The 20,531-nt window shown below is 67.3% G+C and carries 17 protein-coding genes and 2 tRNA genes; 12 read left to right on the plus strand and 7 right to left on the minus strand.

Annotated features, from left to right (window positions below; all coding sequences use genetic code 11):
• Positions 1-74 precede the first annotated feature (74 nt).
• Entirely contained in the window at positions 75-1,988 is a 1,914-nt protein-coding gene (locus ACW179_RS08110; protein ID WP_492063790.1) for a methyl-accepting chemotaxis protein, read from the plus strand.
• A gap of 60 nt (positions 1,989-2,048) precedes the next feature.
• On the opposite strand, the gene ACW179_RS08115 is transcribed toward ACW179_RS08110, so the two are convergent.
• From ACW179_RS08115 to ACW179_RS08125, 3 genes are all read right to left on the minus strand, one after another.
• Positions 2,049-3,269: an aminotransferase-like domain-containing protein gene (locus ACW179_RS08115; RefSeq protein WP_492063791.1), complete on the minus strand. Its 1,221-nt coding sequence runs from the start codon at positions 3,267-3,269 to the stop codon at positions 2,049-2,051.
• Between the two features lie 229 nt (positions 3,270-3,498).
• Entirely contained in the window at positions 3,499-4,707 is a 1,209-nt protein-coding gene (locus tag ACW179_RS08120; protein WP_492063792.1) for a carbohydrate porin, read from the minus strand.
• Positions 4,708-4,963: 256 nt separating this feature from the next.
• Positions 4,964-5,039: transfer RNA gene (locus ACW179_RS08125), tRNA-Ala, on the minus strand.
• A gap of 113 nt (positions 5,040-5,152) precedes the next feature.
• Here ACW179_RS08125 and ACW179_RS08130 point away from each other — a divergent pair.
• From ACW179_RS08130 to ACW179_RS08140, 3 genes are all read left to right on the plus strand, one after another.
• Complete coding sequence (locus ACW179_RS08130; protein WP_492063793.1) at positions 5,153-5,476, plus strand: YggT family protein; 324 nt, start codon at positions 5,153-5,155, stop codon at positions 5,474-5,476.
• A 3-nt stretch (positions 5,477-5,479) separates the two neighbouring features.
• Entirely contained in the window at positions 5,480-5,758 is a 279-nt protein-coding gene (locus tag ACW179_RS08135) for a DUF167 family protein (RefSeq protein WP_492063794.1), read from the plus strand.
• 287 nt (positions 5,759-6,045) lie between these two features.
• Positions 6,046-7,698 carry an ATP-binding protein gene (locus ACW179_RS08140; RefSeq protein ID WP_492063795.1) on the plus strand — a complete coding sequence of 551 codons (1,653 nt, stop codon included), beginning with the start codon at positions 6,046-6,048 and terminating at the stop codon, positions 7,696-7,698.
• Between the two features lie 117 nt (positions 7,699-7,815).
• Here the strand turns inward: ACW179_RS08140 and cysK are convergent, their stop codons facing one another.
• Both cysK and ACW179_RS08150 read right to left on the minus strand, forming a co-directional pair.
• Positions 7,816-8,802, minus strand: coding sequence for a cysteine synthase A (gene cysK, locus ACW179_RS08145; protein ID WP_492063796.1), 987 nt, complete (start codon positions 8,800-8,802; stop codon positions 7,816-7,818).
• A gap of 69 nt (positions 8,803-8,871) precedes the next feature.
• Entirely contained in the window at positions 8,872-9,996 is a 1,125-nt protein-coding gene (locus tag ACW179_RS08150; protein ID WP_492063797.1) for a DNA cytosine methyltransferase, read from the minus strand.
• 46 nt (positions 9,997-10,042) lie between these two features.
• On the opposite strand from ACW179_RS08150, the gene ACW179_RS08155 reads away from it, so the two are divergent.
• Positions 10,043-10,477 (plus strand): COG3650 family protein, encoded by a 435-nt coding sequence (locus tag ACW179_RS08155; RefSeq protein WP_492063798.1) that lies wholly within the window; start codon positions 10,043-10,045, stop codon positions 10,475-10,477.
• Between the two features lie 37 nt (positions 10,478-10,514).
• On the opposite strand, the gene ACW179_RS08160 is transcribed toward ACW179_RS08155, so the two are convergent.
• Positions 10,515-10,862: an acyl-CoA thioesterase gene (locus tag ACW179_RS08160; RefSeq protein ID WP_492064272.1), complete on the minus strand. Its 348-nt coding sequence runs from the start codon at positions 10,860-10,862 to the stop codon at positions 10,515-10,517.
• Positions 10,863-10,949: 87 nt separating this feature from the next.
• Positions 10,950-11,147: a zinc-finger domain-containing protein gene (locus ACW179_RS08165; RefSeq protein ID WP_492064273.1), complete on the minus strand. Its 198-nt coding sequence runs from the start codon at positions 11,145-11,147 to the stop codon at positions 10,950-10,952.
• A gap of 239 nt (positions 11,148-11,386) precedes the next feature.
• Here ACW179_RS08165 and ACW179_RS08170 point away from each other — a divergent pair, with 239 nt between their 5' ends.
• From ACW179_RS08170 to ACW179_RS08200, 7 genes are all read left to right on the plus strand, one after another.
• On the plus strand, positions 11,387-12,349 hold the full coding sequence (locus ACW179_RS08170) for an ABC transporter ATP-binding protein (protein ID WP_492063799.1): 963 nt from the start codon (positions 11,387-11,389) through the stop codon (positions 12,347-12,349).
• A gap of 105 nt (positions 12,350-12,454) precedes the next feature.
• Positions 12,455-13,792, plus strand: a complete 1,338-nt coding sequence (locus tag ACW179_RS08175; RefSeq protein ID WP_492063800.1) for an NCS2 family permease — start codon at positions 12,455-12,457, stop codon at positions 13,790-13,792.
• A 70-nt stretch (positions 13,793-13,862) separates the two neighbouring features.
• A tRNA-Arg gene (locus ACW179_RS08180) sits at positions 13,863-13,939 on the plus strand.
• 982 nt (positions 13,940-14,921) lie between these two features.
• Positions 14,922-16,250: a TROVE domain-containing protein gene (locus tag ACW179_RS08185; protein WP_492063801.1), complete on the plus strand. Its 1,329-nt coding sequence runs from the start codon at positions 14,922-14,924 to the stop codon at positions 16,248-16,250.
• A gap of 58 nt (positions 16,251-16,308) precedes the next feature.
• The gene (locus ACW179_RS08190) at positions 16,309-16,509 is read left to right on the plus strand and encodes a hypothetical protein (RefSeq protein ID WP_492063802.1); all 201 of its coding nucleotides are present in this window, start codon (positions 16,309-16,311) and stop codon (positions 16,507-16,509) included.
• Between the two features lie 36 nt (positions 16,510-16,545).
• The gene (locus ACW179_RS08195; RefSeq protein WP_492063804.1) at positions 16,546-17,937 is read left to right on the plus strand and encodes a 3' terminal RNA ribose 2'-O-methyltransferase Hen1; all 1,392 of its coding nucleotides are present in this window, start codon (positions 16,546-16,548) and stop codon (positions 17,935-17,937) included.
• Positions 17,934-20,498 carry a polynucleotide kinase-phosphatase gene (locus ACW179_RS08200; RefSeq protein ID WP_492063805.1) on the plus strand — a complete coding sequence of 855 codons (2,565 nt, stop codon included), beginning with the start codon at positions 17,934-17,936 and terminating at the stop codon, positions 20,496-20,498. The genes ACW179_RS08195 and ACW179_RS08200 overlap by 4 nt, the downstream gene beginning before the upstream one ends.
• Positions 20,499-20,531: the final 33 nt, after the last annotated feature.

Consider the following 20,531-nt stretch of genomic DNA (forward strand, 5'->3'; position numbering starts at 1 on the left):
CCTTGGCTCTTCAGGTTAACTACCTGCGTTACTTAAGGTTTCGGCGCTGCGCAGTTAAACTCTGGAGAGTGGCCGTGTCGTTTGGCGACCTGAAAATCCCGCATAAATTGATGGCCGTCTTCGCCGTCATGCTCGCGACCATCATGCTCATGGGCGGCGCGCTCTATGCCAACAAGGCGGGTTTTGAAGAGTCGGTTTCCAGGACCGGGCGGGCCTACGAGTCGCTTCGCGCGGCCGATACGGCTGCTTTCCGCCTGACGCGGCAGGAGAACTCGCTGCGCGGCTTCCTGCTTTCGGGCGATGACTACTACGTCAAGCGCCTCGAAGAGGCTCACAAGCCCAAGTTCCTGGCGGCCCTGCAGGAGCTCAAGACCCTGGCCGACGGCGACAAGGCCAGCCTGGATCGCATCGCCGCCGTTGAGGCCGCCTACGCCGATTTCCGCAAGCAGGCCATTGAGCCGGGCGAGATCCTCGGCGCTGATCCCGCGACCCGGCCTCAGGCGGTCGAGTTGGTCAAGCATGACGGCGTCGCCGACAAGGCCGTGGAGCCTGTCGAAAACGCTATTGAAGCCATTGTGAAGGATGCTGAAGGCGTTCTCGCCGCCGAGGCGGCCGCTCAGGAAAAGGCCTCGGCGGCCTCGACCCTGACCCTGGCCATCGGCATCCTGATCACGGTGGCCATCGCCATCGGCGGCGGACTGCTGCTGAGTGGTGGCATCGCTGCGCCGGTCGCCGCCATGACCGCCGCCATGCGCCGCCTGGCCTCGGGCGACCACACGGTCGACGTGCCTGCTGCGGGCCGCCGGGACGAAATCGGCCAGATGGCTGCCGCCGTCACCACCTTCAAGGAAGCCGCCATCGCCAAGGAACGCCTGGAGTCTGACTCGGCTCACCAGCGCGCCCAGGCCGAGCGTGAGCGGGCCGAGCACGAGGCTGACAAGGCTACCGACGCACAGGCCGACGCTGTGACCATCGGTGCCCTGGCCGAAGCCCTGGATCGTCTGGCCAGCGGCGACCTGACTCATCGCATCAGCGTGGCTTTCGCACCCAAGGCCCAGCAACTGAAGACCGACTTCAACGCCGCTGCCAGCCGTCTGCAGGATGCGATGAAGAGCATCTCCAGCACCACCGGCGGCGTCAGCGCCGGGGCCGACGAGATCGCCCAGGCTTCCGATGACCTGTCGCGCCGGACCGAGCAACAGGCCGCCAGCCTGGAAGAGACCGCTGCGGCGCTGGACGAGATCACCGCCACGGTCCGCAAGACCGCCGCCGGTGCCAAGGAAGCCTCACAGGTTGTGGCCGCCGCGCGCGGCGACGCCCAGCGCTCGGGCGAGATCGTCAGCCAGGCTGTCTCGGCCATGACCGAGATCGAGGGCTCTTCGCAGAAGGTCGGCAACATCATCGGCGTCATCGATGAGATCGCCTTCCAGACCAACCTTTTGGCCCTGAACGCCGGCGTTGAGGCGGCCCGTGCGGGTGAGGCCGGTCGCGGCTTCGCCGTCGTCGCCCAGGAAGTGCGGGCCCTGGCCCAGCGCTCTGCCGACGCCGCCAAGGAAATCAAGATCCTGATCTCGACCTCGACCCAACAGGTCGGCGCGGGCGTCAATCTGGTCGGTCAGACCGGCGAAGCCCTGCAACGGATTGTGGATCAGGTCGCTTCGATCGACACCCTGGTCAATGCGATCGCCGCCTCGGCCAACGAGCAGTCCACGGGCCTGCAAGAGGTCAATATCGCGGTGAATCAGATGGACCAGGTGGTGCAACAGAACGCCGCCATGGTCGAGCAGGCCACCGCTGCGACCCACGCCCTGAAGGGCGAAGCCAGTGAACTGGCCAGTCTGGTCGGTCGCTTCAAGGTGGATGAAGGCGTTTCGGCGACGGTGAGGGTGCCGGCTGCGCCAGTGCAGCGCTCACGCCCGGTCACCGCCGTTCGACCAGGCCGCAGTTCGGCTGCCGTCGCGGTCAAGGAAGACTGGGAAGAGTTCTGATCTTCGGCTCAGGCCTAACCGACAAGGGCTCTCCGGGTGACCGGGGAGCCCTTTTCCGTTTCAGGCCATGCGGGCGATCAGGCGACCCAGCCGCGCTACGCCGTCCTCGATCTGCTCGTCGCCGGGCAGGGAGTAGCTGAGGCGAATGGCGTTGGCGGTGGGAACCTCGGCGAAGAACGGCTCGCCCGGCACAAAGGCCACGCGCTCCTCAGCCAGGGCCCGTTCCAGCAGCACCTTGCCGTCCATGCCCTCGGGCAGGCGCACCCAGACGAACATGCCGCCCTGCGGGGTTGTCCAGCTGACGCCCTTGGGCATGTGCCGCTCCAGGGCCGACAACAGGGTGCGCGCGCGCGCCGCATAGGTGTTGCGCAGCAGGCCCAGGTGCTGTTCGTAGCCTTCCGAGACAGCGCGGTAGGCGACCATCTGGTTGATGGTCGAGACGTGCAGATCGGCACCCTGTTTCAGCAGGACCAGCTTCTCGATCACCGCGCTTGGCCCGCAGACCCAGCCGATCCGCAGGGCGGGGGTCAGGGTCTTGGACAGCGTGCCGCAGAACACCGTCCGCGCCGCCTCGATGGAGCCCGAGCGGGCGATATCCAGCGCCAGAAGGGTGGGCAGGGCCTGGTCGGTGAAGCGCAGTTCGCGATAGGCGCCGTCCTCGATCAGGGTCATGTCCAGCTGTTCGGCCAGGTCCAGCAGGGCTTCGCGCTCGGCCAGGGTCAGGCTCTGGCCGGTGGGGTTGGCGAAGTCGGGCACGAAATAGCCCAGGGCGCCTTGTTCCATCGAGGGAAGGTGGAGCGAGCTAGGATCTTCCAGAGCACCCTCTGGCAGATCCAAGTAATCGGGCTCATAGCCGTTGAAGGCCTGAAGAGCCCCCAGATAGGTGGGCCGGGCCACCATCACCGTATCGCCCTGGCTGAGGAACAGCTTGCCCAGCAGGTCCAGCGCCTGCTGCGAGCCGGCCGTCAGCATGATGTTGTTCGCATCGCACGGCACGCCGTCGCGGGTCATGCGTTCTGCGATCCACTGGCGCAGGGGCAGATAGCCCTCGCTGACCGAATACTGCAGGGCCTGCGCCGCCTGCACGGGGTCGGACAGGATGGCGTCATAGCTGGCCTGGACCCGTTCGGTGGGGAACAGCATCGGGTTGGGAATGCCGCCCGCGAAAGACAGGATGTCGGGCTGGTCCAGCAGCTTCAGCAGCTCGCGGATCTCGCTGGCGCGGACGCGGCTCATGCGCTGGCTGAAACGCTGGGCCCAATCGGGTGTGGTGGTGGTCATGAAGGATGTTCCGTGAAAGTCGCCGACGGCCGCAGCCGTTCAATCGCCGCATGCGCGGCTGCTCGCCCGATCAAGTCAGGAGCGTCATACAGAACAGGTGGGGCCCAGGGTCCGACGGAGCCAGAAGCGCCGCCGCCCGCATTCGGTCGTGGTCATATGCCAGTCGTAGCGGCATCGGCGAAGGAAGGAAACAGCTCCGACGTCGCTCGCGCGTTATTGTGGCAGTTGTTCAGAAACCGAAGCTGATCCGCAGGGCGGCGATCACGGCGTGACCGATGGCGGCGTCGCCGGCCGGGTCGATCACATACTGCAGGTCCGGCTGCACGGTGACCGGACCGAAGGTGTCGGCATAGGTCAGCTCGAAAGCGGTCTCTGCCCGCTTCAGGCTCCCGCCCGCGTCAAGCACATTGGCGCGGGCCTTGTCGGAGAAGTACGCCTGGTTCATCCCGAACGAGAGCGCGCTGTCGGGACGGCCGGCGAACAGCTGCTCGACCAGAACGCCGGCCTGCCAGCCGCCGGCGAAATCGGTCGTGTCGCCGTCCGACACGCCCAGGCGTGCGAAGGCGGTGGCGCGGCGGGGCCCGTCCGGGCTTCCGGCGACGGGATGCTCGGCCAACAGATAGAAGCCCTGGGCGTCGCGATGGGCGGGGGCCCCCGCAAGGTCCACCTTACGGATGTCGTCCTGCTGGCGGGTATAGCGCCATGCGCCGGCGGCGATCTTGCCCGCGCCGCTCCAGCCCGCCTCGGCGATCAGCAGGGCGCCGTCGTGGAACGAGGTGTCGATGCCGTCCGGGTCGCCCAGCACGCCGGCCGAGGCGTTCAAAGCGGCGGCCTGGACATAGAGATCCTCGCGCGGCGACCACTTCAGCCGCACGGCCAGGGCGGTGGACGGGAAGATCGACGGGCCGTTGGCTCCGGTGGCGGCCAGCTCCGAGCCGATCCCGAAGGCCGGCGCGATCAGCAGGCCGGCGCTGTCATTGGCATAAAACTCGCTGTTGAGGTCATAGAGCCCGGCCCGAACCGACGCGGCCGCGCCGGCGAAGTCCTGCTGCACCCAGGCCTCGAACAGGCGCGTACGGTGGCGCGAGACCTCGATATTGTCGACGCCCTGGGCTGTGCCGGCATCGTCATTGGGCATGCCACCGCTGTTGTTGAGCAACAGCATGTGGGCCGTCGCCCCCGTCCAGCCGAACGCCTTGTCCAGGTCCAGGTCCGCGCCAATTTCAAGATTGTCCAGCAGACGACCGCGCCGGGCCAGGCCGCCATCGACAACGCCCGTCAGGTCGGCGGTGTAGCCTATGCTCAGGTCCAGAGCCGGGGTGGCGGACTCTTCGGCCAAGGCCGGGCCCGACATCGCCAGAGCAGACAGGCCGGCCAGAAGTCCAGCCACGCGCCCTGCCATGCGAAGGGCTGGAGCGTGATTAAGGGTGGTGTGCATTCTCGCCATCCCGCGCAGCGAATTTCTGTCGAACGCTTGCGGCGACAATGGGCGCGGAAGCCGGAAATCCCGTTAACGGTGAAGGGGCTTTGCTGCGGCGTGACGTCGCGGGCCGCGTGAGGCGGCTCAATCTGCCAGCTGCGTCAGAATGACGCGCTGCTGATCTGCCGAGGCATGAACTTGCGCGACGAACGCCATAGCAGGCCGTCTGCGGCAACCGCACGAACAGTATGGGCCTGAGTTTGGAAGAGGTCCTTGGTGGAGCCGAGGGGAATCGAACCCCTGACCTCCTCATTGCGAACGAGGCGCTCTACCATCTGAGCTACGGCCCCAAGGAAGCGCGGGAATAAGGCGGGGCGTGGCCCGCGTCAAGCCGGCGCGTTGAGCTTCGCTTGCCAGCGGGCCCAAGGCGCGGCAAGAAGCGAAGGACTCGGACGGGAAACCCATGGCCGCTATCATCTTCTTTGTCTTCTTCATCGTGATTTCTCTCCTCAAGTTGTTGTGGTGGGCAGTCATCATCTCTGCGGTCCTCAGCTGGTTGGTGGCCTTTGAGGTGATCAACCTGCGCAACCCGGCCGCCTATCAGGTGGTGAGTTTCTTGGATCGGGTTACGGCGCCTGTATTGCGACCCTTCCAGCGTTTGATCCCACCGCTAGGCGGCGTCGATATCAGCGCGATTATCGTGCTGTTGATCATCACCGGGCTGACGGACAGAGGTAACGGATTGCTACCGGTGCTTCAGAGGTACCTTCAGAATCTCTTTAGCTGATCCATGCTTCTGGCCGTCCGCCTGACCCCGCGCGGCGGGCGAGACGGCGCGGACGGCTGGGCGCTGGACTCTGATGGCCGGCCCTATCTGAAGGTCCGGGTCAGCAGCGCACCGGTCGAGGGCGAGGCCAACGCCGCCCTGATCGCTTTTCTCGCCAAGACCTTGAAGGTTCCTCGCTCGGCGATCCGCCTGGCGGCGGGTGCGACCGCCCGCCTCAAGCGCTTGGAGATCGACGGTGTGGACGCGGCCGATCTTGACCGCGCCTTTGGCCCGCGTCCCTGACGCCAGTCGCCAACGGGCACGTTCCACCCTTCAGGCCTTCTGTGGGGGATGATTTTACCACGAAATTGGCTCTCCGCCCGTCTGTGTCGCGACGGGGTGCCCATTGACGGAACGGCATTCTTTCATATCATCCTAATCCTTCGGCGGCTTGACTGTCCGACCAGGACAAGAACACGCGGTCAGCCGGGGGACAGTCGCCGATGCAGGCGAACCAATCGCAGAGGGATTTTGCGCGCGCAGCCGTGTTGCGGCGGAGCAACATCTATCTGCGCCTGGGGTCCGCCGCGATGATCGCGGTTATTCTTGATGTCTTCATTCATATGGAATGGGTCTGGGTGTGGGCGGTGCTCTACGCCGTGGCCCAAGGGATCGAGCTATGGGTTTCGCAGCCGTTTGCAGCCAATCCAGATGTGTCGCAGCCGCGCTGGCGACGTGTTGCGATGGCGGTGACGCCGTTCATCGCCTCGGCGATCTTCGGAGCCCTGGCTCTGCCACTGTTCGCCTCGCACCAGCGGTTCGCGCCCAGTCTCGGCGCGATGCTGCTGGCCGGGGCCCTGCTGAACGTCATCGTCGTCAATGGCAGTCTGAGGTCGGCCACCGTGGCGGCGGCGGCGCCGCACGTGATCTATCTGATGATCGTGCCGTTTATCGGCAGGGCGGCCAATCCCGACTCTCCCCTGGCCAACGCCCTATGGTTCGGGGCGCTGCTGCTGGTGGCCTCGGTCGCCGTGGCGAGCCGAACCCTTGCAGCCGCACTCAAGGCCGAGGCCGACGCCAAGCGCGAGGCTGAACAGCGCCGCCACGAAGCCGAGGAAGCCGTCGCCGCCAAGTCCGCCTTCGTCGCGATGATCAGTCATGAGCTGCGCACGCCGATCAGCGCTATCCTGGCCGGCGCCGCCCGCCTGCACAGCGAGGTTCCCGAGGCCAGTTCCAAGGTCCACGCCCAGCTGATCACCGATGCGGGCGGTCTGATGCGGACCCTGCTCAATGACCTGCTGGACTTCTCTCGCCTTGAGGCGGGGCGCATGGTGGTTGAAAAGGCCCCGTTCAATCTGCGCCAGACCCTGGCCGACACCCTGCGCCTGTGGCGACCCGAGGCGGCCCGCAAGGGCCTGAGGCTGCGGGTCGAGGGCGTCGCCAACATGCCGCGCTGGGTGGCCGGCGACGGCATGCGACTGCGTCAGGTGCTCAACAATCTGCTGTCCAACGCCGTCAAGTTCACCCGGCAGGGCGACGTGACCGTGCGCCTGCTCTGCGACAGCGACGGCTTGACCGCTCGGCTGAGCGTGGCGGTGGTCGATACCGGTCCAGGCATCCCGCCGGCCTTGCTGCCGCGCCTGTTCACGCCCTTCGAGCAACTGGACGCCTCCATCGTGCGCCAGCACGGCGGCTCGGGCCTTGGTCTGGTGATCAGCCGACAGTTCGCCCGGATGATGGGCGGCGACCTGACAGCGGTCAGCGCGCCGGGCGAGGGAGCGACCTTCACCCTGACCCTGACCCTGGATATGGCCGAGGCCCCTGGGCCTGTCGCGGAAGCCAGCTCCATCGCAGGCGCGCGGGTACTGGTGGTCGACGACCATGTGGTCAATCGCCGGGCCATCGAACTGGTCCTGCAGCCGTTTGGGATCGAGGCCACCCTGGCCGAGTCCGGCGAGGAAGCCCTCGAGCTTCTCCACACAGAGGTGTTCGACGCGGTCCTGATGGACCTCTACATGCCCGGCATGGACGGGCGCGACGTTACGAGGGCGCTGCGCGCGAACGCCGGTCCCAATTGCAATACGCCGGTGATCGCCGTCACAGCCTCGGCCACGTCGAAGGATTGGGACTCATGCCTCGCCGTCGGCATGAACGCTCATGTGGCCAAGCCGATCGATCCTTTGGAGCTTCACGCCGCGCTCAGTCAGGTGCTGCCCGAAGTCGCGCGCTCGGCGGCCGCCTGATCCAGCGCTATCGCCAGTCGCGCCTGCAATGCCGAGCGCCTGGCCGTGTCATGGACATCGGTGATCATGGGACGTTAGCGGCGTCGCTCCGCCTTCGGAGGCGACGCCGCGCAAGGCTTAAAGCCCTTCGAACAGGGCCGTGGACAGGTAGCGTTCGGCGAAGCTGGGGATGATCGCCACGATCAGTTTGCCGGCATAGTCGTCACGCAGGGCCAGGTCGAAGGCGGCGGTCAGGGCCGCGCCCGAGCTGATACCGACCGGCAGGCCCTCGACGGCGGCCGAGCGGCGAGCCATGGCGAAGGCGTCGTCATTGCTGACCTGAACGATGTCGTCGATCACCCCACGATCCAGGATGCCGGGCACGAAGCCGGCCCCGATGCCCTGGATCTTGTGCGGGCCAGGCGCGCCGCCCGACAGCACGGCCGAGGCTTCCGGCTCGACCGCGACCATCTTCAGGCCGGGCTTGCGGGCCTTCAGCACCTGGCCGACGCCGGAAATGGTGCCGCCGGTGCCGACGCCCGAGACCACGGCGTCCACTGCGCCGGCAGTGTCATTCCAGATCTCTTCGGCCGTCGAGACACGGTGGATCAGCGGGTTGGCGCCGTTCTCGAACTGTTGCGGCATCACCGCGCCGGGGGTGGCCTCGATGATCTCCTGGGCGCGGGCGACAGCGCCGCGCATGCCCTTTTCGGCCGGGGTCAGTTCCAGCTTGGCACCCAGCAGCAGCAGCATCTTGCGGCGCTCGATCGACATGCTCTCGGGCATGACCAGGATCAGCTTGTAGCCCTTGGCGGCGGCCACGAAGGCCAGGGCGATGCCGGTGTTGCCGCTGGTGGGCTCGACGATGGTGGCACCCGGCTGGATCAGGCCCTGGGCTTCCAGGCTCTCGATCAGCGACACGCCGATCCGGTCCTTGACCGACGACAGCGGGTTGAAGAACTCCAGCTTGGCCACGACCTCGCCCTTGGGCTGGATCTGCGCCGACAGGCGCGGAAGCCGGATCAGCGGGGTGTCGCCGATGGTGTCCAGGATCGAGTCATAGATCTTGCCGCGTCCTGCGCGCTTGTAGCGAGCCGCATCATAGGGGGCGTTGGCTTCGGCCATGGGAAGATCTCGCTTCAGGTTGGCGTGTTTAAACTCACCTTAGGCCGTGGGGTTTTGCCTGTCAGCGGGTCATTCGGCGGCGAGGCTTGCAGATTTGCTATCGACCAGGGGCTCCAGCAGGCGCTCTGCCAGCCAGCGCACCACGGGCGGCGCGACGCCATCGCCGATCACGTGCAGGCCGGCCGTCTGGCTGCCGGGCAGGGCATAGCCGTCGGGCAGGCCCATCAGTCTTGCGCCCTCGCGCGGGCTGATCAGGCGCGAGCGAACCTCGCCACCGTCAATCACCAGCAGGGTCTGGCGCGAGGAGCCGCCGCGCGGTGTGCGCAGGCAACCGGCCAGGCCGTCGAACCGCACCTCGGCCCGCTGCTCGCCATTGCGCATCCGCTTGAACACCGCCCCGACCGCGCGCTCGCCGCTGTGGATGCGGACCTCGACGGCGGCCCGGTGGGCCGGCGCCATCAGGGCCAGCAGGGCTGCGGTCCGCTGCGGCGGACTCCAGCGGGCGGTGATGTCGGGTTCCAGCAGGGCGGCAAGGTCGGTGTTGCGGGCGGGCGGCGCATCAAGTCCCCACCAGATCCAACTGGTCTTCAGCGCATCAGGCAGGCGCTCATGGGCTGCCTTGACGGCGCGGGTCTGGAAAGGGCTAGGGCCGCCCAGGCTCTCGACCGGCTTGCGGGTGGCGATCACGAACACGCGGGGCCGCGATTGCGGGGTAAAGCGCGCCGCATCGATCTCCAGAGCCCCGAACCGATAGCCTTCGTCGGCCAGGGCCTGGCAGAGCGCGGTGAAGTCGCGTCCGTCGTGCGAGGTCAGCAGTCCGACGACGTTCTCGACGACCAGCGTGTCAGGGCCGCGCCCCTGCGCATTCAGGGCCTGCATCAGCTTCCAGAAGCCGAAAAAGGCCGAGGACCGCCCGCCGCTCAGCCCCGCCCGCGCCCCGGCCAGGCTGAAGTCCTGGCAGGGACTGGAGGCCCAGGCCAGGTCCGCAGTGGGCAGAGCATCGGGGGCCATGGCCCAGACGTCACCCTCATGAAAGTGCTCTTCTGCGTCGGCGAAATTGGCGCGGTAGGTGGCTGCCTTCACCGGGTCGAAATCATTGGCGAAGGCGCATGACCAGCCTTCCCCTAGGCCGATGCGGGCCATACCGCCGCCAGCGAAGAATTCCAGGAAGGTGCGGGTGGCTTTCCGAGTCATGCTGGCTGAGTCTAGCCTCTCCGACACCGACCGGGATAGCCGCTCCATGTTTCGCACCGCCGCCATGCTTGCTCTCGCCCTCACCCTGGCGGCTTGCGGGCAGGGGCCGATGGGGGCCTCGGAAGAGGCCGCCGCCCCGGCCGATGCGCCGGCTTCGGCGGCGCCCGACTATGCAGGCGACTTCGATGTCATCGGAACCGAGCCGTTCTGGAGCGTGAAGATCCGCGCCGCAGGCCTTGCCCTGACCCGCCCGGACCATCCCGAGATCAGCAACCCCAATCCGGGCGTGCGGCTGGACGGCGAGCAGGGTGTCTGGGAGTCCGACGCCGGCCGGCTGGTGGTGCGCCTGACGCCTGGTGCCTGCTCGGACGGCATGTCCGACCGCGACTATGGCTATTTCGCGCAGGTGTCGGTCGCCGGCGAGACCCTGAAGGGCTGCGCCGAGCGGACGGAAATTCTGGCCGCCCAGCCGAAACCCTAGATCAGGCCCCAAATCAGGCCCCAAATCAGGCCAAAGCTCAGGGCAGGGGCCGCGATTTGCGGTTGTCGTCGATGGCCACGAAGGTGAAGACGCCCTCGGTCACCTTGTGGGCCTGCTCGCCGTCGCGACGGCGGCGCCAGGCCTCGACCTGCACCTTCAGCGAGGTGCGGCCGGTATGGACGACGCGCGCAAACAGGCTGACCTCGTCGCCGACGAACACCGGGCTGATGAAGGTCATGCCGTCGATGGCGATGGTGGCACAGCGGCCCGCCGCGCGGTGAAAGGCGATGGACGCCGCCGCCAGGTCCATCTGCGACAGCAGCCAGCCGCCGAAGATGTCGCCTTCCGGATTGGTGTCGGACGGCATGGCGATGGCGCGCAGCACCGGCGCCTCATGCGGCCATTGCGCCGCCGCCCAGGCCTCGGCCAGGCTGGCGGCACGATTGGAGGGTGCGCTGTCGTCGGTCACGACCTAGTGGCCGCCGGCGCCTTCATAGACGCCCGGCGCGAGCTGCTCGTGCTCGTCGTGGCCTGCCGCCGTGGCCGCCACGAAGCGGCGGTCGCAATAGGGGCAGTCGACAAAGCCGGCCTCGCCCAGTTCCAGCCAGACGCGCGGATGGCCCAGGGCCCCGCCGACGCCGTCGCAGGCGATGCGGTGCGAGCGGACCATGATGGTCTCCGGCGCGGGACCTGCGCCCACGGCGGTCACGGTGACGTCCAGGGCGGTCGGAGTTATCGTGGTTTCGGTCTTGGCCTTGCGCGCCATGTTGGAAAAACCCTTGAAATCTGGACGCGGCCTTGGCGTGGCGGCGATGCAGGCATACCTATGCGACCTGTCGCGCCGCCGTCAATTCAAGCCGCGCGCTCTCCCTGCCGTATTGTCCCGCCTGGGACCTGTCTGGACGTTCCATGGACCTGCCCGCCTACGCCATCGAAGCCGAAGGGCTGTTCAAGACCTACGCCGCCACCAAGACCTCTGCGGAAAAGCGCGCCCTGAACGGGATCGACCTGAAGGTGCCGCGCGGCTCGATCTTCGGCCTGCTGGGGCCCAATGGCGCCGGCAAGTCGACCTTCATCAACATCCTGGCCGGCCTGACCCGCAAGACCAGCGGCACGGTGCGGATCTGGGGCCGCGACATCGACCAGCGCCCGCGCGACGCCCGCGCCGCCATTGGGGTGGTGCCCCAGGAACTGGCCACCGACGTGTTCTTCACGCCCCGCGAATCGCTGGACGTGCAGGCCGGCATGTATGGCGTGCCCAAGAGCGAGCGCCGCACCGATGAACTGCTCAGCGCGCTGGGCCTGTCGGACAAGGCCAATGCCTATGTGCGTCAGCTGTCTGGCGGCATGAAGCGCCGTCTGATGGTGGCCAAGGCCATGGTCCACCAGCCGCCGGTGCTGATCCTTGACGAGCCCACTGCCGGGGTCGATGTCGAACTGCGCCGTCAGCTGTGGGCCTATGTAAAAGGCCTCAACGAGCTGGGCGTCACCATTGTGCTGACCACCCATTACCTCGAAGAAGCCCAGGAGCTGTGCGACCAGATCGCCATCGTCAATCGCGGCGAGGTGGTGGCCTGCGAGCCGACCGCGACGCTGCTCAAGCGCATGGACAGCCGTAACGTGGTGGTCACGCCCGAGGAGCCGGTAAGCGTCGCGCCTGTCCTGGCCGGCTTCGACACAAAGATCCGGGCCGGCGGCGCATTCGCGGTCTCGTATCGCACCGGCCAGTCCAGCGTCGAACAGGTGCTGGCCGCCGTGCGCGCCACGGGCCTGCGCATCAAGGACATCGCTACCGAAGACCCCGACCTGGAAGACGTCTTCGTCTCCCTGACCTATGGCGATCCGAACGCGGCTGATCCGACCAAGGACTAGGCGCGGAGCCACCCTGGGGGCGACCCTGGGACCTCAAGCCTCGCCAAGCCTTGCCTTCGCTGCAGCGGCCCGCCAACACTCCGACGGTAAAGCGGGGGTTGGCGTATGGGTTTTCTGGAAAAGCAGTTCGGCCTGAAGGCCCATGGCACGAGCCTGCGCACCGAAGCGCTGGCCGGGCTGACGACCTTCCTGACCATGGCCTATATCGTCATCGTCAACCCGGCGATCCTGGGCGAGGCGGGCATGCCGGTGGCCGCCGTGGCCGCCGCCACCTGCCTGGCGGCCGGCATCGGCTGCATCCTGATGGGGCTGATCGCCAACTATCCCATCGCCCTGGCCCCCGGCATGGGGTTGAACGCCTATTTCACCTACACCGTCGTGATCGGCATGGGGGTGCCCTGGCAGACGGCCCTGGGCTGCGTGTTCCTGTCCGGCGTCGCCTTCCTGGTGCTGACCGTCGCGGGCATCCGCCAACTGATCGTCGGGGCCATTCCCCGGCCGCTGTTCTCGGCCGTGGCGGCGGGGGTTGGTCTGTTCATCGCCTTCATCGGCCTGAAGGAGGCCGGCGTCATCGTCGCCAATCCCGCCACCCTGGTGGGCCTGGGCGATCTGACCAAGCCCACAGCCGTGCTGGCCCTCGTGGGTCTGGTGATCATCGGTGCCCTGATGGCCTGGCGGGTCAAGGGCGCGATCCTGATCGGCATCCTGCTGGTCGCCGCCCTGGGCTGGCTCATGGGCCTGTCGAAGATCGCGCCCGGCGGCTACAGCCTGGCCGAACTGTCGGCCACCGCCTTCCAGCTCGATATTCCGGCCGCCCTGAATCTGGGCGGTGGAAAAGGCGGGGTGGCGATGGCCATGACCCTGGCCGAGATCATCTTCGTCTTCCTGTTCGTCGACCTGTTCGACAATGTCGGCACGCTGGTGGCGGTCACCAAGAAGGCGGGCCTCGTCGAGCCCGACGGCTCGATCCCGCGCCTCAACCGCATCCTGACCGCCGATTCGGTGGCCACCATCGCCGGCTCGCTGGCCGGCACCAGCACCGTGGTCAGCTATATCGAGAGCGCATCGGGCGTGCAGGCCGGCGGCCGCACCGGCCTGACGGCTGTCGTGGTGGGCCTGCTGTTCCTGCTGACCCTGTTCTTCGCGCCCCTGGTCCAGGCCATTCCGACGGCGGCCACCGCCCCGGCCCTGATCCTGGTCGGTGCCATGATGATCGGCGCGCTGAAGGAGGTGGACTGGGAAGACCCGACGGTGGCCATCCCGGCCTTCCTGACCGTGATCACCATCCCCCTGACCTTCTCGATCGCCAACGGCCTGGCCTTCGGCATCACCAGCTATGCGGCGCTGAAACTGGTGCGCGGTCAGGCGCGGGCCAGCGACTGGCTGCTTTACGTTCTGGCCGCCCTGTTCATCGCCCGCTTCATCTATATGGGTGCAGAATGATCATCGGCGCATAAGCCCGTTTGCGCCGGCCGCGCCTTTCGGCTAAGACGCCGTTCCCCGCAAGGTGGAAGCACCCGTAGCTCAGCTGGATAGAGCGTTGCCCTCCGAAGGCAAAGGTCACACGTTCGAATCGTGTCGGGTGCGCCAGCTTCTTGAGCTTCTCCGCAGTTTTCCGGAGATGCCGATTGTATCCCGCAGAAACCCCGAAGAACGCTGGCGTGACACGGCACCGCCGAGTGTTTGTTGCAATTTGCAACATCAAGCCCTATGGCTGGCTCGACGGCGGTGGCGCAGGAAGCGGTTTCTTCGGACTCAACGGTCGCGGGTTCGAATCCCGCCAGTGGACGAGAGTTCACTGTAGCTCAGGTGGATAGAGCTTTGAGCATGTCCGCTTCCGAACATTCCCCGCCGTCGCCTATCACCCAATTTCTTGTTGCACGGCGCAACGACCGTCGTTATACGACCGCTCCCGGCGTTTCGGCGTCGGGGCCGATGGTGGTGCAGGGAGCGGGTTCATCGCTCATAACGAGGTGGTCGGAGGTTCGAATCCTCCCGTGTGACGAAAGTCGCACGTAGCTCAGTCTGGTAGAGCACCTTCCGCTTCCGATTTTCCCCGTCGGGTCTTCTAAAGTCCGCCAGTGGCGCAGCATTTCGGGTTCTTCGGGTGACGGTATGCGGGCGAAAGCCAGGCGCCGTTGTCTCCGCGAGGAGACAGTCCGAAATGCGATTTTCCCTGGCGGGTCGTCGGCGGCGGCGACAGGTATCGGGTCCTTCGTCACCTGCACAAAGGGCGGCCGGAGTGAAAGCTCAACTGGGTCTGGACGCTGACACGTCCGGCGGAAGCGCCCTCCCGATCCGCTCATTCCCCGCCGACAACTTTTTCCATCCGTCTTGTTGCATTATGCAACAAGACGGATTAGAGAACCCCGGTCTTCGACAGGTGGCGCTGATGGTGCCGGCTGGACGAAGATCCGATTTGGTGAAGACGAGACCCTGACTTCGATGATGAAGCCATACCGTCCAGAGGGTTTGAAACCCTAAGCCCCGACGCCGCCTGGCGATCGGGGTTCTGGACGTCTCGTCCCGCTCCGATCGGCCCCGCAACACGACGTCAGGAAGGAGGCGCGCCATGCGCTTCAACATCTTCGCCAAGCGCCCCGACGTCACCTTCGAGGGCGCCCCGGCCATCAAGCTCAACGCGGAGCAGTCGCTGCGCCGGTCTGTGCTCTCATGCCTCCTGTGGGAGGACGAGTTCTACGAGGACGGCCTGGCCATCGCCGACCGCATCGCCGCCCTGGCCACCGAGGTCGCGCCGAGCGTCGTCGCCGAACTGGCGATCGAGGCCCGTGAGCGGTTCAACCTGCGCCACGCGCCGCTGATGCTGCTCTGCGCCCTGGCGCGGACCGGGTCGGGCACGTCGCTGGTCTCGGAGACCATCGCGCGGGTCATCCAGCGGGCCGACGAGCTGAGTGAGTTCCTGAGCCTCTACTGGCGCCACGGCCGCAAGCCGTTGAGCAAGCAGATGAAGAAGGGTCTCGCCACCGCTTTTAGCAAGTTCGACGCCTATCAGTTGGCCAAGTATGACCGCGACGGGCCGGTGAAACTGCGCGACGTCCTGTTCCTGGTTCACGCCAAGCCCAAGGACGAAGCCCAGGCCGCCTTGTGGAAGCAGGTGGCCGAGCGGTCCTTGCCGTCTCCGGATACCTGGGAGGTCGCCCTCTCGGGCGGGGCCGACAAGAAGGCCAGCTTCGAACGCCTGCTGGTCGAGCGCAAGCTCGGCTACCTGGCCCTGCTCCGGAACCTCCGGAACATGGATCAGGCGGGCGTCGACGAGGTGCTGGTCAAGGACGCCATCCTGGCGCGGCGCGGCGCGGAACGGGTTCTGCCCTTCCGCTACGTGGCCGCGGCCCGGGCGGCACCGCGGTTCGAGCCGTGGCTCGATCAGGCTTTGGCCGAGACCGTGCTGGAAGCCCCGGTGTTCGAGGGGCGCACCCTCGTCCTGGTCGACGTCTCCGGTTCGATGGACTGGAAGCTGTCGGCCAAGTCGGACCTGACCCGGATGGATGCGGCCGCCACCCTGGCCTCGATCATCCCGGGCGACGTGCGGGTCTTCACCTTCTCCCAGGAGGTGGTGGAGGTTCCGCCCCGTCGGGGCATGGCCGGGGTCGACGCAGTGATCCGCTCGCAGGCGCACGGGGGCACGCTCCTGGGCGCGGCGATCAAGCGGATCAATGGCGTCCCGCACGACCGGCTGATCGTCATCACCGACGAGCAGTCGGCCGACAAGGTCCCGGACCCGAAGGCGGCCAAGGCCTACATGGTCAATGTCGCCAGCGCCCGGAACGGAGTCGGTTACTCCGACGGTTCTGGGGGCCGTTGGACGCACATTGACGGCTTCTCCGAGGCGGTCCTGGGCTTTATGCGTGAGCACGAACAGCTCATGAGCGAGGCCCGATAGGATGACCCCGGAGGTCCTTCGGCAGGCGGCGATCACGCTCTTCGGAGAACGGGGCTGGATGTCCCGGCTCTCCGAGGCCCTGGGTGTGGACCGGTCATCGGTGTCGCGCTGGTTCGCGGGATTGCCGGTGCCCGGTCCAGTCGCCGCCGCCGTCGAGGCCTGGCTGGTGATCTACAGACTGACCGGTCGTCGGCCGGGCGAGTTCGAAGAACTTGGCCCGGCCGCAGATCCCTTCAACGATCTCTCCGACGACGCCTGACACTCCGCCACCGCGTTCTCCTCGCGAAAGCTTTCCATGTACCTGTCCATCGCGACCACGCATCAGCCGGCGACCGATCTGGGCTTCCTGCTGCACAAGCACCCCGGCCGCACCCATGAGACCGAGCTGCCGTTCGGCAAGGCGCACGTCTTCTATCCGGAAGTGTCCGAGGCGCGCTGCGAGGCAGCGCTGGTTCTGGATATCGACCCCGTGGCGCTGGTGCGCGGCAAGGGCCGCGCCGACGGCCTGCTAGACCAGTATGTCAACGACCGCCCCTATGCCGCGTCGTCCTTCCTGTCGGTCGCCATGGCCCGGGCTCTGCGCACCGCCATGGCCGGAACCTCGCGCGAGCGGCCAGAGCTGGCCGAACAGGCGATCCCGCTGGAAGTCGTCGTCACACCACTGCCGGCTCGCGGCGGCGGAGCCGTGCTCGTGCGGACGCTGTTCGAGCCCCTGGGCTGGGCCGTCGATATCGATCCCGTTCCTGGCGTCGACGCTGACACCTCGCGTTATGTCACGCTTCGACTGACCGGAACCGCGCGACTGCGCGACCTGCTCAACCACCTCTATGTGCTGATCCCGGTGCTGGACGACGACAAGCACTACTGGGTCGGCGAGGACGAAATTACCAAGCTGATGAAGCGTGGTGAGGGCTGGCTGGAGGGGCATCCCTCTCGTGACCTGATCGTCCAACGCTACCTGATCCACCGCCGAGCCCTGGCGCGCGACGCGCTGGAACGCTTGGCGCCCGAGACCCGTGACGAGGCTGTCGAGCCCGCCGCGCGCAAGCCCGCGCCCGAAGATGCGCTGGAGGCGCCGCTGCGCCTGAACGACGAGCGGATGGTCGCCGTGGTCGACGCCCTGCGCGCCAGCGGCGCCAAGGCGATCGCCGACCTGGGTTGCGGCGAGGGCAAGCTGCTGGCCCGGCTGCTCAAGGAGCGCTTGGTCGAGCGCCTGATCGGCGTCGACGCCGCCGCCCGCGATCTGGAATGGGCGGCCATGCGGCTGAAGCTGCACATGGTCGGCGGCCCCCCCGAAGGTCGCGTCACCCTGCTGCACGGCTCGGTCACCTATCGCGACCGGCGCTGGGAAGAGGTGGACGCCGCCGCCCTGGTGGAGGTGATCGAGCACCTGGACCTGGATCGCCTGCCGGCCCTGGAAAAGGTGGTGTTCGGTGCCGCGCGTCCGGCCACGGTGGTCGTGACCACGCCGAACGCCGAATACAACGCGCTGTTTCCCAACCTCGCGGCCGGCGCCTTCCGCCATCCCGATCACCGCTTCGAGTGGACGCGCGAACAGTTCCGCGCCTGGGCGGCGGCGGTTGAATCCGCCTGGAGCTACACCGCCGTGTTCGACGGCATCGGCAAGACGGACGAGACGCTGGGCGCGCCGACCCAGATGGCGATCTTTACCCGAGACCAAGCATGACGACCCTCGAAATCCCCGACTTCGCCCTGGTCGTGCTGATCGGTGCCTCGGGGTCCGGCAAGTCGACCTTTGCCGCCAAGCACTTTGCGCCGACCGAGGTGATCTCGTCGGACCATTGCCGCGCCCTGGTCTCCGACGACGAAACCGATCAGTCGGTCAGCGCCGACGCCTTCGACCTGGTCAAGGCGATCGCCGAGAAGCGGCTCAAGCACCGCAAGCTGACGGTAATTGACGCCACCAATGTCCGCATGCCCGACCGCAAGGCCTGGGTGGAGCTGGCCCGCCGCTGGCACGCCCTGCCGATCGCCGTGGTCGTCGATCCGGGTATCGACGTCTGCGTCGAGCGCAACCGCGCGCGACCCGACCGGCCGTTCGGTGCCAACGTCGTCCAGCGCATGGTCTCGGAGATCCGAAAGGGCCAGGGCGGCCTGCAGCGCGAGGGTTTCCGCCATGTGTGGAAGCTGACCAGCGCGGAACAGATCGACGCCGCTACCGTCGAGCGCAAGCCGCTATGGACCGACAAGCGCGACGACCACGGGCCATTCGACATCATCGGCGACGTGCACGGCTGCGCGGCCGAGCTGGAACAGCTGCTGACCGTTCTGGGCTACCAGGTGACCTGGGGCGATGTGCTGGGCGAGCGGTCGGTGACGGTGACGCCTCCAGAGGGCCGCAAGGCGATCTTCCTCGGTGACCTGGTCGATCGCGGTCCCAGCTCGCCCGACGCCCTGCGGATCGCCATGAGCATGGTTGCGGCCGGCACGGGCTATTGCGTGCAGGGCAACCACGAGCGCAAGCTGGGTCGCTGGCTGGAGGGCCGTAAGGTCACCATCGCCCATGGCCTGCAGCAGACCATCGACCAGTTGGACGGCGTCGATCGCGGCTTCAAGGCGGCCCTGCCGGCTTTTCTCGACGATCTGCGCAGCCACCTCTGGCTGGACGGCGGCCGCCTGGCTGTTGCCCATGCCGGCCTAAAGGCCGAGATGATCGGCCGGGGCTCGGGCGCGGTGCGCGAGTTCGCGCTCTATGGCGAGACGACCGGCGAAATCGACGAGTTCGGCCTGCCCGTGCGCGCCGACTGGGCCGCGTCCTATCGCGGCGATACGGCGGTCATCTACGGCCACACGCCCATGCCCCAAGCCCAGTGGGTCAACAACACGCTGTGCATCGACACCGGCTGCGTGTTCGGTGGCAAGCTGACGGCTCTGCGTTGGCCCGAAAAGACCCTGGTCGAGGTTCCCGCCCGTCAGGTGTGGTGCGAGCCCGTGCGCCCGCTGGCCCCGGCCGATGGCGGTCGCTCCAACCAGGCCCTGGCCGACGATCTGCTCGACATGGAGGACGTCAGCGGTCGCCGCTGGATCGACACCGAGTTCCGGGGCCGCGTGGTCGTGGCCGAGGAGAACGCTTCGGCGGCCATCGAAGTGATGAGCCGCTTTGCCTTGGCACCCAAGTGGCTGGCCTATCTGCCGCCGACCATGTCGCCCAGCGAGACCAGCACCCAGGCCGGTTGGCTGGAGCGCCCCGAGGAGGCCTTTGCCCACTATCGCGAGCGCGGCGTCGCCAGCGTGGTCTGTCAGGAGAAGCATATGGGCTCGCGGGCGGTGATCGCCCTGTGCCGCGACCAAGCCGCAGCCCAGGCGAGGTTCGATGCCTCAGCCGGCGAAACCGGTGCGATCTGGACCCGTACGGGCCGCTCCTTCTTCAACGACGCCGCCACGACCGAAGGGCTGCTGGCCCGGCTGCGCGGCGCCGTAGATGCGGCGGGCCTGTGGGACGAGCTGTCCACCGACTGGCTGTTGCTGGACGCCGAGATCATGCCGTGGTCGGCCAAGGCCGGCGCGCTGATCGACGCTCAGTACGCGCCCGTCGCGGCCTCGGCCAAGGCGGGGCTCTCGGCCGCGTCGGACGCCCTGGCGCGCGCGGCGGCCCATGGCGCGCCGGTCAGCGACCTGCTGGCCCGCTTCCAGGATCGCGGCGCCCGGGCCGACCTCTACGCCCACGCCTGGGAGCCCTATGTCTGGCCGGTCTCAAGCGTCGACGACCTGAAGGTCGCGCCGTTCCACCTGCTGGCCAGCGAGGGCCGGGTCTGGTTCGATCGCGACCACCTCTGGCACATGGGCCTGGCCGACCGGCTGGGCGCGACGGGCGACGCGGTGATCGCGCCGACCCGCTGGCGCGAGGTGGATCTCGCCGACGAATCCGCCTGCGCCGATGCGGCCCTGTGGTGGGAAACCCTCACGACCGCCGGTGGCGAGGGCATGGTCGTCAAGCCGCGCGACTTCGTGGTGCGCGGCAAGAAAGGCCTGATCCAGCCCGCCCTCAAGGTGCGCGGCCGCGAATATCTGCGGATCATCTACGGGCCGGAATACGACGCGCCCGAGCACCTGGAACGCCTGCGCGAGCGCGGCCTGGCCGGTAAGCGCAATTTGGCTCTGCGCGAGTTCGCCCTCGGCCACGAGGGCCTCAAGCGCTTCGTCGCCCGCGAGCCGCTGCGCCGGGTGCATGAATGCGTCTTCGCCGTCCTGGCTTTGGAGAGCGAGCCGATCGATCCAAGGCTGTAGGTGTTTGAAACCACTGAAGTCTGCCCAGGAGCG

The sequence above is a fragment of the Caulobacter sp. AVps18 genome (genome assembly GCF_058681425.1).